General features: G+C 50.1%; 12 protein-coding genes. 6 read left to right on the top strand and 6 right to left on the bottom strand.

The genetic code is table 11. The features are described 5' to 3' along the window. Position 1: 1 nt before the first annotated feature. On the bottom strand, positions 2–985 hold the full coding sequence (era, locus tag ACYQ2L_RS11735; protein ID WP_460055807.1) for a GTPase Era: 984 nt from the start codon (positions 983–985) through the stop codon (positions 2–4). A gap of 45 nt (positions 986–1030) precedes the next feature. Between era and ACYQ2L_RS11730 the strand changes: the two genes are divergently transcribed. The 3 genes from ACYQ2L_RS11730 to ACYQ2L_RS11720 are packed head-to-tail and all read left to right on the top strand — an operon-like array spanning position 1031 to position 3695. After that, positions 1031–1618, top strand: a complete 588-nt coding sequence (locus ACYQ2L_RS11730; protein WP_460055805.1) for an ATP-dependent Clp protease proteolytic subunit — start codon at positions 1031–1033, stop codon at positions 1616–1618. A gap of 12 nt (positions 1619–1630) precedes the next feature. Beyond that, entirely contained in the window at positions 1631–2569 is a 939-nt protein-coding gene (locus tag ACYQ2L_RS11725) for a phosphoribosylaminoimidazolesuccinocarboxamide synthase (protein ID WP_460055801.1), read from the top strand. Between the two features lie 49 nt (positions 2570–2618). Beyond that, positions 2619–3695 carry an endonuclease/exonuclease/phosphatase family protein gene (locus ACYQ2L_RS11720; RefSeq protein ID WP_460055798.1) on the top strand — a complete coding sequence of 359 codons (1077 nt, stop codon included), beginning with the start codon at positions 2619–2621 and terminating at the stop codon, positions 3693–3695. Here ACYQ2L_RS11720 and ACYQ2L_RS11715 read toward each other — a convergent pair. Both ACYQ2L_RS11715 and rmuC read right to left on the bottom strand, forming a co-directional pair. Further along, positions 3667–4425, bottom strand: coding sequence for a uracil-DNA glycosylase family protein (locus ACYQ2L_RS11715; RefSeq protein WP_460055796.1), 759 nt, complete (start codon positions 4423–4425; stop codon positions 3667–3669). The genes ACYQ2L_RS11720 and ACYQ2L_RS11715 overlap by 29 nt on opposite strands. Beyond that, positions 4415–5233 (bottom strand): DNA recombination protein RmuC, encoded by an 819-nt coding sequence (rmuC, locus tag ACYQ2L_RS11710; protein ID WP_460055794.1) that lies wholly within the window; start codon positions 5231–5233, stop codon positions 4415–4417. The genes ACYQ2L_RS11715 and rmuC overlap by 11 nt, the downstream gene beginning before the upstream one ends. 67 nt (positions 5234–5300) lie before the next feature. Here rmuC and ACYQ2L_RS11705 point away from each other — a divergent pair, with 67 nt between their 5' ends. Then, complete coding sequence (locus tag ACYQ2L_RS11705) at positions 5301–6332, top strand: aldose epimerase family protein (protein WP_460055791.1); 1032 nt, start codon at positions 5301–5303, stop codon at positions 6330–6332. Positions 6333–6412: 80 nt separating this feature from the next. Here the strand turns inward: ACYQ2L_RS11705 and ACYQ2L_RS11700 are convergent, their stop codons facing one another. Both ACYQ2L_RS11700 and ACYQ2L_RS11695 read right to left on the bottom strand, forming a co-directional pair. Next, entirely contained in the window at positions 6413–6748 is a 336-nt protein-coding gene (locus tag ACYQ2L_RS11700; RefSeq protein WP_460055787.1) for an Hsp20/alpha crystallin family protein, read from the bottom strand. A gap of 50 nt (positions 6749–6798) precedes the next feature. Continuing rightward, positions 6799–7239 carry an Hsp20/alpha crystallin family protein gene (locus ACYQ2L_RS11695; protein WP_460055785.1) on the bottom strand — a complete coding sequence of 147 codons (441 nt, stop codon included), beginning with the start codon at positions 7237–7239 and terminating at the stop codon, positions 6799–6801. 352 nt (positions 7240–7591) lie between these two features. Between ACYQ2L_RS11695 and ACYQ2L_RS11690 the strand changes: the two genes are divergently transcribed. Continuing rightward, positions 7592–9511 carry a methyl-accepting chemotaxis protein gene (locus ACYQ2L_RS11690; protein WP_460055783.1) on the top strand — a complete coding sequence of 640 codons (1920 nt, stop codon included), beginning with the start codon at positions 7592–7594 and terminating at the stop codon, positions 9509–9511. Positions 9512–9579: 68 nt separating this feature from the next. Continuing rightward, a complete protein-coding gene (locus ACYQ2L_RS11685; protein ID WP_460055780.1) occupies positions 9580–11442 on the top strand; it encodes a methyl-accepting chemotaxis protein in 1863 nt (620 codons plus the stop codon). A gap of 8 nt (positions 11443–11450) precedes the next feature. On the opposite strand, the gene ACYQ2L_RS11680 is transcribed toward ACYQ2L_RS11685, so the two are convergent. Beyond that, positions 11451–13901 carry a CotH kinase family protein gene (locus ACYQ2L_RS11680; RefSeq protein WP_460055777.1) on the bottom strand — a complete coding sequence of 817 codons (2451 nt, stop codon included), beginning with the start codon at positions 13899–13901 and terminating at the stop codon, positions 11451–11453. Positions 13902–13908: the final 7 nt, after the last annotated feature.

The following is a 13908-nucleotide window of genomic DNA, read 5'->3' as shown; positions in this document are numbered from 1 at the left end:
CTCAGCCCCCGTAGCCTGAACGGGTGATCTTGCGGATAGTTCCCTCCCGCTGTCGCCATTTCGGCTGTACCTTGACCCGAAGATCGAGCTTTATGCGGTAGCTGAAGAGATCCTTCAGCTGCCTGAGGGCCGACATGCGTATGGCCTTGATTTTCTCTCCGCCCTTTCCGACTACAATGCCTTTCTGACTGTCGCGTTCAACAATCAGAAAAGCCCGCACTGACAGGACCTGCTTTTCCGCATTGTATTCTGCATCAGCAATTTCAACATAGATCGCATGCGGCACTTCCTGTTCGGTCCGTTTGATTGCCTGTTCACGGATAATTTCGGCGATCCTGAACTGCGGATCCTGATCAGTATAATATTCCTCGGGGTACATCAGCGGACCCTCAGGGGCCAGTTCAAACAGAATTTTCAGCAGATCGTTCATGCCGGCTCCGGTCTCGGCAGATATAGCCACAGCAGCCAGGGGGGGATGATCCTCCGGCAAGCCCCATTTGCCCCAGTCTCCGGCTTCAATTGGGCCAGGATCCAGCGATCCTACTGCCTGTGCACCGGCTTCCAGCCTTCCCCCGGAGCTTGTTCCCAGGGCATCGATCTTGTTACAGACGGCGACCCATGGAAGATTCGATCTGCCGATCAGATCAAGAATGGCCTGCTCCTCGCTGCCGGCTATTCTGGTGCTGTCCCGAACGTACATGATGGCATCACACTCAGGCAGCGCCTCGGTAACCACATTCTGATAGCCTATGTTCAGTTTTTTCTCGGAATTATGATAACCGGGGGTATCGAGAAACATGAGCTGTCCGCGGTCTTCGGTAAAGATTCCGCGGATCCGTGTGCGGGTGGTTTGTGGATACGGGCTGGTTATGCTGACTTTTGCTCCGCAGATGTGGTTTATGAGTGTTGATTTTCCGGCTGAAGGCCGGCCGATTACGCCAATTACGCCGGATTTGCCGGCGGGGGTTTGCTGTTCTGATGCCATGCGTAGTATATTACCAGAAATTGATTGTACAAAGATAGGGAGCTTATGCGTTTAGAAGAAAAACAGGAAAACCCGAAAGAACAGGGTAACGATATTTTAATGACCAAAATGATGGAGACCCGCTCGATCCTGCTTTCCGGCGAGGTGAACAAGGAACTCGCAGAGCGTGTTGTCAGGCAACTGCTTCTCATGGAAAGCGCTTCGGACGATCCAATCAAGGTATTTATTGATTCTCCCGGTGGGGATGTCGATGCCGGGTATGCTATTTTCGACATGCTGCGTTTTGTCAAACCTGACATCTATACAATCGGTATGGGACTTGTTGCCAGTGCCGGAGCTCTTATACTGCTGGCTGCACCTGCAGAGCGCCGTATTGGTTTGCCGAATTCCCATTACCTGATTCATCAGCCGCTGAGCGGAATCCGGGGAAATGCCACCGAGATCGAGATCCACGCCCGAGAAATCGAACGAACCAAGGTGAAACTGAACGAACTCATTGCCGAGGAAACCGGACAGAAGCTGGAGAAGGTTCAGAAAGATACCGACCGTGACTACTGGATGAGTGCGACTGAAGCCAAGGAATATGGACTGATCGACCGCATTATTCACACCCGCCTTGATCTGAATCTATAGGACCAGACTGATATGAACAGCACGGACGTCTTTTCCGGAATTGATATCCCTGCCGGCTGGCAGCGCTATAGCGGCAAGGTCCGCGAAGCGCTGTGGTCGGACCGCATCGGGGTGCTGCTGACCACCGACAGAATATCCGCCTACGATGTTATACTCGGTGATATTCCCGGTAAGGGCGCCGTGCTGAATCAATTGTCTCTATTCTGGCTTGAACATATTTCAGACATACTTCCCAATCACCTGATTGAAAAGCTGGGTCCCCGTTCGGTGGCGGTGAAGCGCTGCGAGGTTCTGCCGGTGGAGGTTATCGTCCGGGCGTATCTGACAGGTTCATCCTGGAGATCCTACTCGCAGGGACAGAGTATTTCTGGTATACAGCTGCCTCCAGGTCTCACCGAGCATCATAAATTCGAAACACCGATTATAACGCCCTCCACCAAGGCCGAAATCGGGGATCATGATGAACCGGTTAGCCGGGAGGAGATTATCTCCCGCGGGCTTGTTCCGGAAAAACTCTGGAATGAGGTTGAAGAGGCTGCGCTGGCTCTATTCGCCAGAGGCTCGGACATAGCCGCCAGAAACGGGCTTGCTCTGGTCGATACCAAGTATGAGTTTGGTCTGTATAACGGACAGCTGCACATTGTAGATGAAGTGCACACGCCGGACAGCTCGCGTTACTGGTATGCCGATCATCTGGGGCGCGACGGAACTGTGCCGCAGGGAAAGACTCCGCGTCAGCTGGACAAGGAGTTCCTCAGGGATCATCTGCGTTCCCGGGGTTTCACCGGTGATGGTACGCCGCCGGATATCGACAGCGGCACAGCTGAAGAGCTCTTTACGCGATATTGCGAGTTGTACAACAGAATCACTGGTCAGTCCTTTGCGGCTTCTGTAGCTCCAATAGATATGGAAATCCCCTTGGTCGCAGAATTTCTGGAAAAACAGCGATAATCTCAAGGAAATAAAGCTGATCCTGCTGTATTGAAGGGCAGGAGGCTACATGTCCTGCATTCTTCGCAAATTCCTCGTTATTCTCAGTATACCTGTATTTTCAGGCTGTGCAGCTGGCTGTACTCCTTTTTTTCAGCGCCCGGAAAGTCTCGTGATCATGACATATAATCTTCATAATCTCTTTGATGCGGTCTGTGATGGCAGTGAGTATCCCGAGTTCTGTCCTGAGTCTGGAAACTGGGACGAGACCGCCTATCATGCGCGTCTGGATGACTTCGGAAGGGTTATCCGGGGAATCAAAGGTACTGCCGGACAGGGGCCGGATATTCTGGTGCTCACAGAAATAGAAAATCAGCGGGTTGTCGAAGACCTGCGTCGCCGGGCTCTTGGTGAACGGCGCTACCCCTATTATGCGGTTACCGACGTTGCAGAGAATGCAATCGAAATCGCCGTGCTCAGTCGAATTCCCTTTGACAGTCCAAGGATTCATGCTGTTTCTCCTCTTGATGGTCGTCGGATCCGGCCAATTCTGGAGCTGCGCATGCTTCCAGGGAACCGGTCAAATCCTGATCACCTGTATCTATTTGCATGTCACTGGCCGAGTAAGATCGGAGGTGAGCTGGAGACCTCTGTTCACAGGCGTCAGGCCGCTGCTGTTGTGGCCAGGCGCATCCATGAGATCAGTCAGACAGAGCCACATGCTCTGGTCATGGTTGCGGGAGATCTGAATCAGACCCTGCCGGATGACAGCGATGAGTTCCGGATGCGCTCTCTTATGAGCGCCGTTTATCTGGAAAGCGGGGTTTATGATGCAGAATCAGAATTAGCGCCGCTCTTTGTGAGCGGAGAAATAGCAGATGCCAGGACATCAGATATGATTCTCTACAGCCCCTGGTTCATGACAGATTTTCCGGGCAGTTTTGTGTTTCGTGAGGAATGGGAGGCGATCGATCATTTTCTGCTTGGACAGGGTCTGACTGGCGAAGTCTGGCGGCCGGTGGATTTCCTGGTGGAAGCCCGGGAGTGGATGCTGACTCCACGTGGCTATCCCAGGGGATACAGGTCTTCCCAGAGAACCGGTTTGTCCGATCACCTGCCTATTGTTCTGTTTCTGGAGAGGTTATAGCCTCCCAGATTCCCTGTGCTTCAAGTTGGCCGCGGACCTTATCTTCCCAGCCCCGATTTGCTTGCGGATTGGCCGGGCTGGGGTGCATAATACCTTGCACTTGTTCGCGTGACAGACAGCCCGGGTGTTTCCGGACACAGCGCAGAGCCTGCTCTTCGGCAAATTTCCCGACTCCGATCAGCCATTCCGGCTGAAGAATCCGGATAAGTGAATGAAGATGTTCACCGCAGATATCCAGCAGGATTTTACGCTCTTCTTTTTTAAGCTGATTGGGTGTAATGTTTCTGCCGCCTGCATCCATAAACACCAGTGGACAGAAATTGGCTACAAAATGCGACCGGAAAAACGATTCAGGACTGCCCCAGCGCTTCTTCATCAAGCCCCAGAGTCTCCGCCCGCTGACTTCGCTTCTGCTGCAGTCGAAGCCCTCAATCGGGCGTTTGGGGTGTTCCTTTTCCGGCTTGCCGATTTTTCCTTTCAGCTGCATCCAGTCGCGCACTGCTGGAATCTCACCGAAGGGTATTCCATTCTGGGCCATGCCGAAGGGGCCGGGATTCATACCGAGAAACAGTATTTTTTTGTGGCTGCTTCCATAGCGTTCCAGATACTCTGCATGAATATCCCAGGCATAGACGAGGGGATTGTAGATATATTCGACCGGTGCGGAAAAGTGGAGCCTGTCAGTCTCTTCTGCCAGCTGTTTGGCGGCCTGCAGTAATTCATTCTGCATTCAGTACCTCCTTGCTGTCCCTGGCAATTTTTCCGGCCTCATCCAGAGCAGTATCAAAATTGCGACTGAAGTTCCTGAGTTGCGTGTGGGCGGTATCAAGGTTTTGCTTGAGCAGCTCCGTGCTCCGTTGAAGGGCAGCGAATTTCCCTGCATACTTCGCGAAATTCCGGTTGAATTCCATGCCTCGTAGACCGTATGCGGCCGTTTGCAGGTACAGGAACAGGGATGCCGGCCCGGCAGGAATAATACCCAGCTGCAGACAGCCCTGAAGAATTCCGTTTTCTGTATCGGTACAGAGCTGCTGGAATAATGATTCTGAGGGTATGTACATAATCGCAAAGTTGAGACTGCCTTCTTCCGGAACTATGTACTTTTCGGCAATCGATGCGCTGTGCTGCAGGACAGCCTTGCGGGTTTTTGCCGCGCTGCCGGAAATACTTTCCAGGGGGAATTTTGCATCTACGGCTACACAGAGATTACCTAGTAAAATGAGCGCATCTGCCCGGCCCCCGCGGCGGAATTCGTGCTGCAGTTTGTAGCTTCCCGGCGGCATGCAGTCTGCAAGCAGGCGTTCCAGGAGCCATTCGCCGGTCTGCCCACGGCTGCGGGGCATTTCAAATACCCTGGCCAGGCTGTCGACACGCTGCTGAAGCTGGGAAAGCAGCTGCAGTTCCGGGCTGCCACCACGTCCTTGTGAACCTCGCCTGAATACCGATCGCTGACTGAGAGAATGCAGCAGCCAGCCACAGAGCAGGCCGAAGGAGAAGATCAGCAGTGATTGCAGGAGGATTTGAACTTCATCTGTCATAGGCAAATGCTACTGTACAAAGTCGGTGCAGACAAGATCGATTTTGCTGTTTATACTGGTCATTGTCATGGAAATTAGAAAAGAACGATTCGGAACCGCATTTGACGGCACACCGGTAGATATTGTGACAGTCAACAACAGCAGTGGCCTGGAAATGCGCTGCATGGCCTTCGGTGCCAGTCTTGTTTCATTGAAAATGCCCGGTAAGGATGGTAAAGCCCGTGACATTGTGCTCGGCTTTGATTCCTTCGATGATTATCTCAAACCTCACCCTTATATGGGAGCAACAGTTGGCCGGGTTGCCGGTCGAATCAGCAATGCCAGTTTTTCGATCGGAAGTAAAACGTATGAGCTTGAAAAGAACGATGGCTTCCATCATCTGCATGGAGGGCGGGTTGCTTTTGACAAGCAGGTCTGGAAAGCCGGCATTTTCGGAGATGGTGAGGAAGCTGGTGTCACCTTTTCCCTGGAAAGTCCCGATGGTGAGGAAGGCTACCCCGGCAAGCTGCAGGTGAATACCACTTATGTCCTGAACGAGAGGAATGAACTTTCGATCCGCTATTATGCCCAGACAAGCAAGACATGTCCGGTAAACCTTACTAATCACAGTTACTGGAATCTTTCCGGAGCAAGTACAATACTCGAGCACAAGCTGCGCATTAATTCAAAACACTTCCTGCCGATCGGGGATGACAATATACCTTTGGGTGAGATCCTGGATACAGAGAATACCGCTATGGATTTTTCTCATGCCCAATTGATTGGAAAGGAAATCCGGGGTGTGGCCCCGGGTTATAACCATTGTTACTTGCTGCCCGAGACTGAGACCCGTCTCAGGCCGGCTGCTATTCTTCATGATCCATCATCCGGCCGTACAATGGAGGTTTATACCACCAAACCAGGGCTGCAGATTTATACTGCCAACGAACTCAGGGATATACGCGGCAAGGAAGGTGTAAAATATGGCAAGCATGCCGGAATTTGTCTGGAAACCATGTACTATCCTGATTCTGTAAATCAACCTGAATTCCCTTCTATCCTGCTGCGTCCGAAGGAAGAATACAGCCATGAGACTGTGCATAGATTCTCCCTTCGCTGAGCAGAGGGTCGTAACACTTCCTGTGTGAAAAAAAGCCGCCCGGAATATCCGGACGGCTTTTCTGTATGCAGATCAGCTTGTCAGTTGCTGATAACCGGAATTTTCCGGGGTTTTGCCTGTTCCCGGATCGGCAGATTCAACTGCAGAATTCCGTCTGCAAGCTTGGCTTCAATTCGTTCTGAATCAATCTGCTGGCCAAGGTTATAGGTCCTGCAGAAGCTGCCGTAATAGCGCTCCCTGACCAGATATTCTGCGTCATCTGCAAGAGCTTTTCGTTCGCCGTTGACAGTCAGGGTGCTGCCGTCTACTTCGATGCCTATTTCTTCCCGGGTGAATCCGGGCATTTCCAGTGTAATGCTGACGCTTCCGTCGTCTTCTCGGCGGGATTCCGCCCGCGGTCGTAACCAGTTTCTCATAACTATGCCTCCTTACTATCAGTCTTCAGATCTTTTCTTTGATTGCATGCCTATTCGCTTTCACTTGCGAGAATAGGTATCTTCCGGGCAACGGCTGCTGCCGATTTTGGAATATGTAGTTCGAGCACGCCGTTTTCCATTTTAGCTTCTACCTTCTCTGCATCGATTCCTTCGGGCAATGTCAGCGAGCGTTCAAATGAAGCTGCAGTTTCCTTGCTTACTCCATCCTCTTTGCTCTTTGTTTCACTGTGCCGCTTGCCGCTGATTGTCAGTACATTGCTTGTCAGTGAGACATCGACATCCTTCTGTTTTACTCCGGGCAGATCGATGTAGACCGTATAGGCATTATCCTTCTCGATCACATCGAGTCGGGGATGTATGCCCCGTTCCTGCTCTGCACGATCAAGCATCAGGGTATCGAACAGCTGATCAAGATCGCGTTCCCAGTCCTGCAATGCCCTTAAGGGCGAATTCCATGTTACAAGATTCATAATGCACCTCCTTATTTTTGTGCTTTATCTGTTCCGGTGTATCCGGCTTATGCTTTATACAAATAGTTATGCAAATCATGTGCCAACCTGGTTTGGAATTCATGTGATTTTATATTTTATTTACTTATAACAAGTTAGGACTATTACTGTGGTATGCTATTCAAGCTGATTCATAAAATAAGAGAGGTGTGCCCATAGCCAATGTTTCTTCCTGAAACTATGGGTACAAATTACACAGTCGATATGTGTCAAAATAACACAATAATTCCTGGTTTTGATTTTTCTCTGGGCCAATGAGTCTCCTGAAAATAGTGACTGGCTCAAACGCCTATCTGGCTGTATACTGGAGCCTATGACTATTGCGAAGAAGATTGCTTTTGTGCTAGCCGTAATTCTGGCTGGCTTTATTATATCCGTTGTACTACTGGTTGTTGCCAACCAGCGTGCACGGGAGCTCGATGATCTGCATCTAAGCGCCAGACAGGTTGTGTCCTCAATGTATAGACTGAACGATGCAACCAAGGATCTGCTTGTATCCCGTTACTCATATCCAGACGTTGTATCTAATTATGAGCAAACGTATGCTATGTTTCTCGAAGATATTGATGCTCTTCAGGAACATCCCTCCCTGGGTTTGATGCCGGATGAAACCCGTGATTTTATAGGTAACTCCATGCGGGTGTGGGTCTTGCTGCAAAGGGAATTCGAACAGGTCAGTGAGTTAGCCCGAAGTATTCTCTCCGAAAGCCGCGAACACAATCTCTCTGCTGCGGGTGCGTTACGGATGCGTTCAAATCTGGAAAGCTCAATGAGGGGTGCTGATATTGAAGCCGGCAGTGTACAGGCCCGACTGTTATTCGATCTGGTTTCCATAGATAACCGTGTACAAATTGCGACTACCTCAGGGTCGGATCTGATAGCAAATAATCTGCTTGAAGTAGCCCGACAGATAGAACGAAGATCTGCTGAACTGGTGAACAGAAATTTAATGATATCGATTGCTATTGCAATTCTTGTTATACTCATAAGCCTGATGTTCATGGTGCTTCTGGCACGGAACCTGACAAGGAAAGTTCATTCAATTGAGTCTGTTATGAAGCAGGTTGCGGATAGGGATATGCGCAACCGTGCAGATATCAAGTCGAAAGACGAGTTCGGACAGCTTGGCCAGCATGTGAACGATATTGTCGGTTCCCTGTCCGACTTTCTCAAAGCAGTGCGGACTGCGACCCGGAATGTTGATCAGCTCAAGGACATAATTTCCGCTGGATCCGAGGAATCAGCCTCGGCTCTCAATGAGATAAGTGAGAATATCAGCTCGATCCGCAGCCAATTCGAAATTCTGAATGCTCATGTTTCAAATTCCTCCGCTGCGGTGCAGGAAATTGTCGGGAGCATAGACGGACTGAATGAAAACATCCGGGAACAGTCGAGTGCGGTTGCTCAGTCATCGGCCTCTATAGAGCAGATGACTGCTTCCATACGCAGTGTGAATGAACTTTCGAATGAGCGGCGTAAAGGAGCTGAATCCCTGGCGATGGTTGTTCGCGATGGGGGGGAGAAGATCGCATCCACCAATGAGGCAATAAAATTGATCAGCAAGGAAATTGTCGATGTCCAGGAGGTAATTACAATAATCAACGAGATCTCCTCCCAGACGAATCTGCTATCCATGAATGCTGCAATTGAGAGTGCTCATGCCGGTGAAGCCGGTAAGGGCTTCGCGGTTGTCGCCGAAGAGATCCGGAAACTTGCAGAATCAACTTCGGAGAATTCGACCCAGATCAGTGCTTCGCTGCAGTCTATTACCGCAAAGATCGAAGCTGCTCTTGGGTACAGTAACGAGGGCTCTGCGGCAATAGAAAGCATTATCGGGGAGGTAACCCATTTTGCTGCAGCTATGCTTGAAATTTCACATAGTATGGATGAATTGGCCAGTGGCAGTGGTGAAATTCTGTCTGCAACCGGCTCGGTAACCAACATTACCGAGAGCATCCGGGATTCTGCCGGAAAGATGCGCGACCGGAGTCAGGCTGTACTGGAGTCAATGCATAGCACTACAGACATAGCTGCAGAGGTCGTCAACGGCATAGTCGAGATCGATGCCGGGGCGAGGGAAATTCTGCAGTCGGTACTGGATATAAGCAGTCAGGCAAACCGGAGCCGCGAGGGTATGGTAGTTCTGAATGAACTGCTGGATACCTTTCACGTAGAGGATGAAAGCCTGGATCAGCTCATTGAGACTGCCGAGGAGCTTGAGATAACTAAGTGATTTTCCCGATGCCTTATGGCGGTAATTATCTGTAGTCTATTTTCTCGCATCCATGTATAATTCAGAGTATGACAATTACCAGAAAAATGACAATTGTACTGATTGCAATCCTATCCGTGTTTGTTGGTTCAATTGGACTCATGCTGGCTGCCAATAATCGCGGTCGACAGCTAATGGATCTACAGACTGCAGCAAATCAGATTGCACCGTCCATGAACGGACTGAGGGCGGCTACTCTTCAGCTGCTGGTAAGTTCCAATGACTTTGCCCTTGCCGTTTCTGAATATGAGACTGCGCTGCAGATGGTTAATGAGCATTTTACCCAGCTGAATCAACATCCTGCCTTATCCCTTATGCCTGAGGACACGATGCAGCTGGTAGATCGCTCGACCCGGGTCTGGGCTGTACTTGTGGAGGATTATGAACGCCTCTCCCGGCTTTCGGATTCTATTCTTGAACAAGCCGGGGAGCTGAACCTTTCCATGCCGGGAGTGCTCCGCATGCGGGAGTATCTCACAAATATGGCCAGAAACAATCCCAGGATAGAAGAAGCCAGAAGTTTCCTGCTGCTGGATGCTGCCTTTCTTGATACCAGAATTACTTCTGCAAGTGATGCAGGAAGCAATCTAATAAATACCAATCTCTCCGAACTGGGGCAGCAGATTGAGCGGCGTTCGGAAGAACAGATGGCCAGAAACATGAATATTGCTCTGGTTATCAGTGTTCTTGCAGTAATTCTGAGTTTGCTGTTCATGTCTCTCCTTGCCAGAAATCTTACCAGGAATGTCCTGACAATAGAGTCGATTATGAAAAAGGTCGCCGCCAGGGATATGAGTGCTCGCGCTGAGATCAACTCCAAAGATGAATTCGGACAACTCGGCCGCCATGTCAACAATATTGTCGAATCTCTGTCGGAGTTTCTCAGGGCTGTCCGCGGGGCAACCAGAAATGTTGATCAACTCAAGGATATTATTTCTGCCGGGTCCGAAGAATCAGCCTCGGCATTGAACGAGATTACCGAGAATATCAGTTCTATTCGCAGCCAGTTCGAGATCCTGAATGCGCATGTGTATAATTCGACCGCTGCAATACAGGAAATCGTAAGCAATGTAGATGGTCTGAATGATAACATCCGGGAGCAATCCAGCGCCGTTGCTCAGTCTTCAGCATCTATCGAGCAGATGACGGCCTCTATACGGAGTGTGAATGATCTCTCCAACGAAAGAAGGAAAGGCGCAGAATCTCTTGCAACGGTCGTCCGTGACGGAGGCGAGAAGATAGCCTCAACCAATGAAGCCATCAAGCTGATCAGTAAGGAGATTGTCGATGTTCAGGAGGTTATTACCATAATCAATGAGATATCCTCCCAGACCAATCTCCTGTCAATGAATGCTGCAATCGAAAGTGCTCATGCAGGAGATGCCGGAAAGGGTTTTGCAGTTGTCGCTGAGGAAATTCGTAAACTCGCTGAATCAACTACAGAAAATTCTACTCAGATCAGTGCTTCCCTGCAGTCGATTACGGGGAAAATAGAGGGGGCGCTGCAGTTCAGCAATGAGGGCTATACCGCGATCGAGACCATAATCGAAGAGGTGACTCATTTTGCAGCAGCAATGCTCGAAATATCCCATAGCATGGATGAGCTTGCCAGCGGGAGTGGTGAAATTCTGTCAGCTACCAGTTCCGTGACGAATATTACCGAGAACATCCGGCAGTCGGCAGAGCAGATGCGTGACAGAAGTCAGGCTGTGCTGGAATCAATGAACAGCACCTCGGATATAACCACAGAAGTGGTGAACGGAATTGTGGAAATCGATACCGGGGCCCGGGAGATCCTTCAATCAGTCATGGATATCAGTAATCAGGCAAACAAGAGCCGTGAGGGAATGGTAACCCTGAATGAACTGCTCGAGAGCTTCAAGACCGATTGATAACGCCTTTACTGCGGGTGCGAATCTTCAACAAAATGTGCCCGCATAGCGGCATTCCCGTTAAACAACAGCCTCAGTGTCGGCTTTTCTGATTCAAGACCGCCCTCCCAGTGACTGAAGCGGTAGCCTTCCGCAGGCACGGCTTCAATCTCGACCGGAACACCTCTGAAATAGATTCCCTTCCAGTTCTCTTCAGGTGAGGATACTACAGAATCCAGGCTATTGATTCGCAGACTTCCATTGCCGGTTTCTATCGAGAGCTCTATTTCTGCGCTGCCTTCCAGATCAAAGAAGTTGGTAACATGGCGTCTTATATGAGCCGGTCGTGCATCGGTGAAGCGCTGCATCATTCTGATCTCGTTCTCCCAGCGATTCCTGGATGCTACCGTTCCCCAACGGGCTATGTGGTCATCTATGATTGGATCATAGACTGATTTCATTTCTTCGATATGCTTTCGAATGTTGGCTGGATCAAATACATTGTTGGCGAGATCTGCGAAAAGGTTAATAAACACTACCTGGAAGCGTTCACTTTCCAGCAACTCTCTGAATAGACGAGTGGACCAGGGCGGATTAGGCCAGTCCGGGCCGTGCGCTGCTGCTGCGAAGCTCATTGAATCAGTGGATGCTTCGGTTCCCCAAATTCCGAAGCCGAAGTCCATATCGTAGAGCATCCAGCGCCAGCGTCCGTCATGACCGTATTCGGCATCAGGAATGTAGCCGTCAGTACGGAGTCTCCAGTAATCAATGTTGTTGCCCGGCCAGTCGTAGTTGTTGACGTATATATTAATTGCAAAATATTCGGCGAAGTTCTCTATGTCCATCATTCTGCTTATCTGATTGTAATGGTACCTGTCATTCAGATTGTAGCGTTCTGCATAGTCAATCATTCTGTTGTAATGCTCGGCATCACCTTCCTTGACCACTGCATTATGGGTGAGTATGTCCAGACGATCAGGATCGACTCCATGCTGACTGGCAAGATGGTGTTTGTCCAGTCTGTCGCGTATGTTCAGTACTCCCCAGTACTCACCGTTAATAAAATGTACTACTGGCTGCCAGCGCTGCCGTTCAAGAGATCGATCCTTCAGTAGTTCATGGATAAGGGCATCCCTGAAAATGGTGGCATTGAAATCATTCCCTGAATTCCTGAGTATAAACCGTCTGAAGCTGTCCTGGCTGCTTTCCGGGAATAGCTGGACAGCAAACTCATTGTCTCCGTAGCTGTTCCGTGCGTAGAGGCGGAGATTTTTTTGTGGAAATGATCTGCTCCAGCCCCCATGAATTCTGAGCCCGGCTGACTGGTTCAGAAGCATCTCGCCATCACTGCTGTAGATTTCAAGATTGGATGGGCGTTCCCAGTCTCTGCCCCGCATATTGAAATTCGCCGGGGCATCGCCGGGAATGTCATCGATATGCATATTCTCACTGCGCCACTCATCATAGATCCTGCCAGGAACATAGATTCCGGATTCATAGTCGAAGAGCCCGTATTCCGGAGTGTTGATGAAAATACTCGGGACGGAGGGGGGATCTCCGATTATAAAGCTGTGAGTTAGTACTTCGCCTGGAAGATATCCCGGCTCTACCAGAACTGCGCGGACCACTGTTCCCTGTAGTGGGGGAGTGCGTGGTCTAACGGCTTCCTGTTCCCAGACCGTGGTGACAACAGTCTGGCTGGACAGCTGCTGGTTTGCTACCTGTATTCCATCGTGGTAAACCTGACTGCCATATTCCCTGGGAATCAGTTCACCTTCAGCCTCATTCCTTTTCTGTCGGTAGCGGTCTTTGTAGAGGTAGCTATCGCCCTCGGTGAGATAAGGAGAAGGTTCGGAACCGTCCAGACTGTAGTAGATCTTCGCGTCTGGCTTACTGCTGCTGAGTTCAAGCAGGAAATCGTCGGGATAGAATCCACCGATGTGAGAGAAATCCACAGTTCCGGAGATGCCGGTATACGATCTACCGCTGTTCTGACTTCCTGGACTCGGTGATGAGAAGTACCGCCACTCACCTCGGCCTGCGGACAATCTCCCCATTGATATATCGGCTGGAATTTCTCGTGGAGACAGTTCGTCTATCATGCTGCCGTCAGGACTGCTCAGCAATACTTCTTCACCACTGCTTGATATAGCAAAGTTGGTATGGAGCTCCTGGGCACGGCGATCCTTTCCTGAAGCCCAGACCAGGAGATATGCCTGAGGCTCTATGGTGACATCGGGAAAAACCCAGCGCATCGGGTTACTGTAATCATCTGAAAGTCCGAAGCCTTCAAGCTGTATCGGTTGGTCACCGTAGTTATATAATTCTATCCAGTCCGGAAAATCACCGTCCTCATCACTTATTGTCTGAAGATTCGATGCCATAATCTCGTTCAGCTGAATATCGATTGCCTGAAGGTTTCCTGTACAGAACAGGAGACCCAGGAGAACTGGAATCCATTTTTTTGAATACATACTCATTGCAGCC

The sequence above is a fragment of the Spirochaeta dissipatitropha genome (genome assembly GCF_054657935.1).
This window is presented reverse-complemented; position numbering and strand designations above follow the sequence as displayed.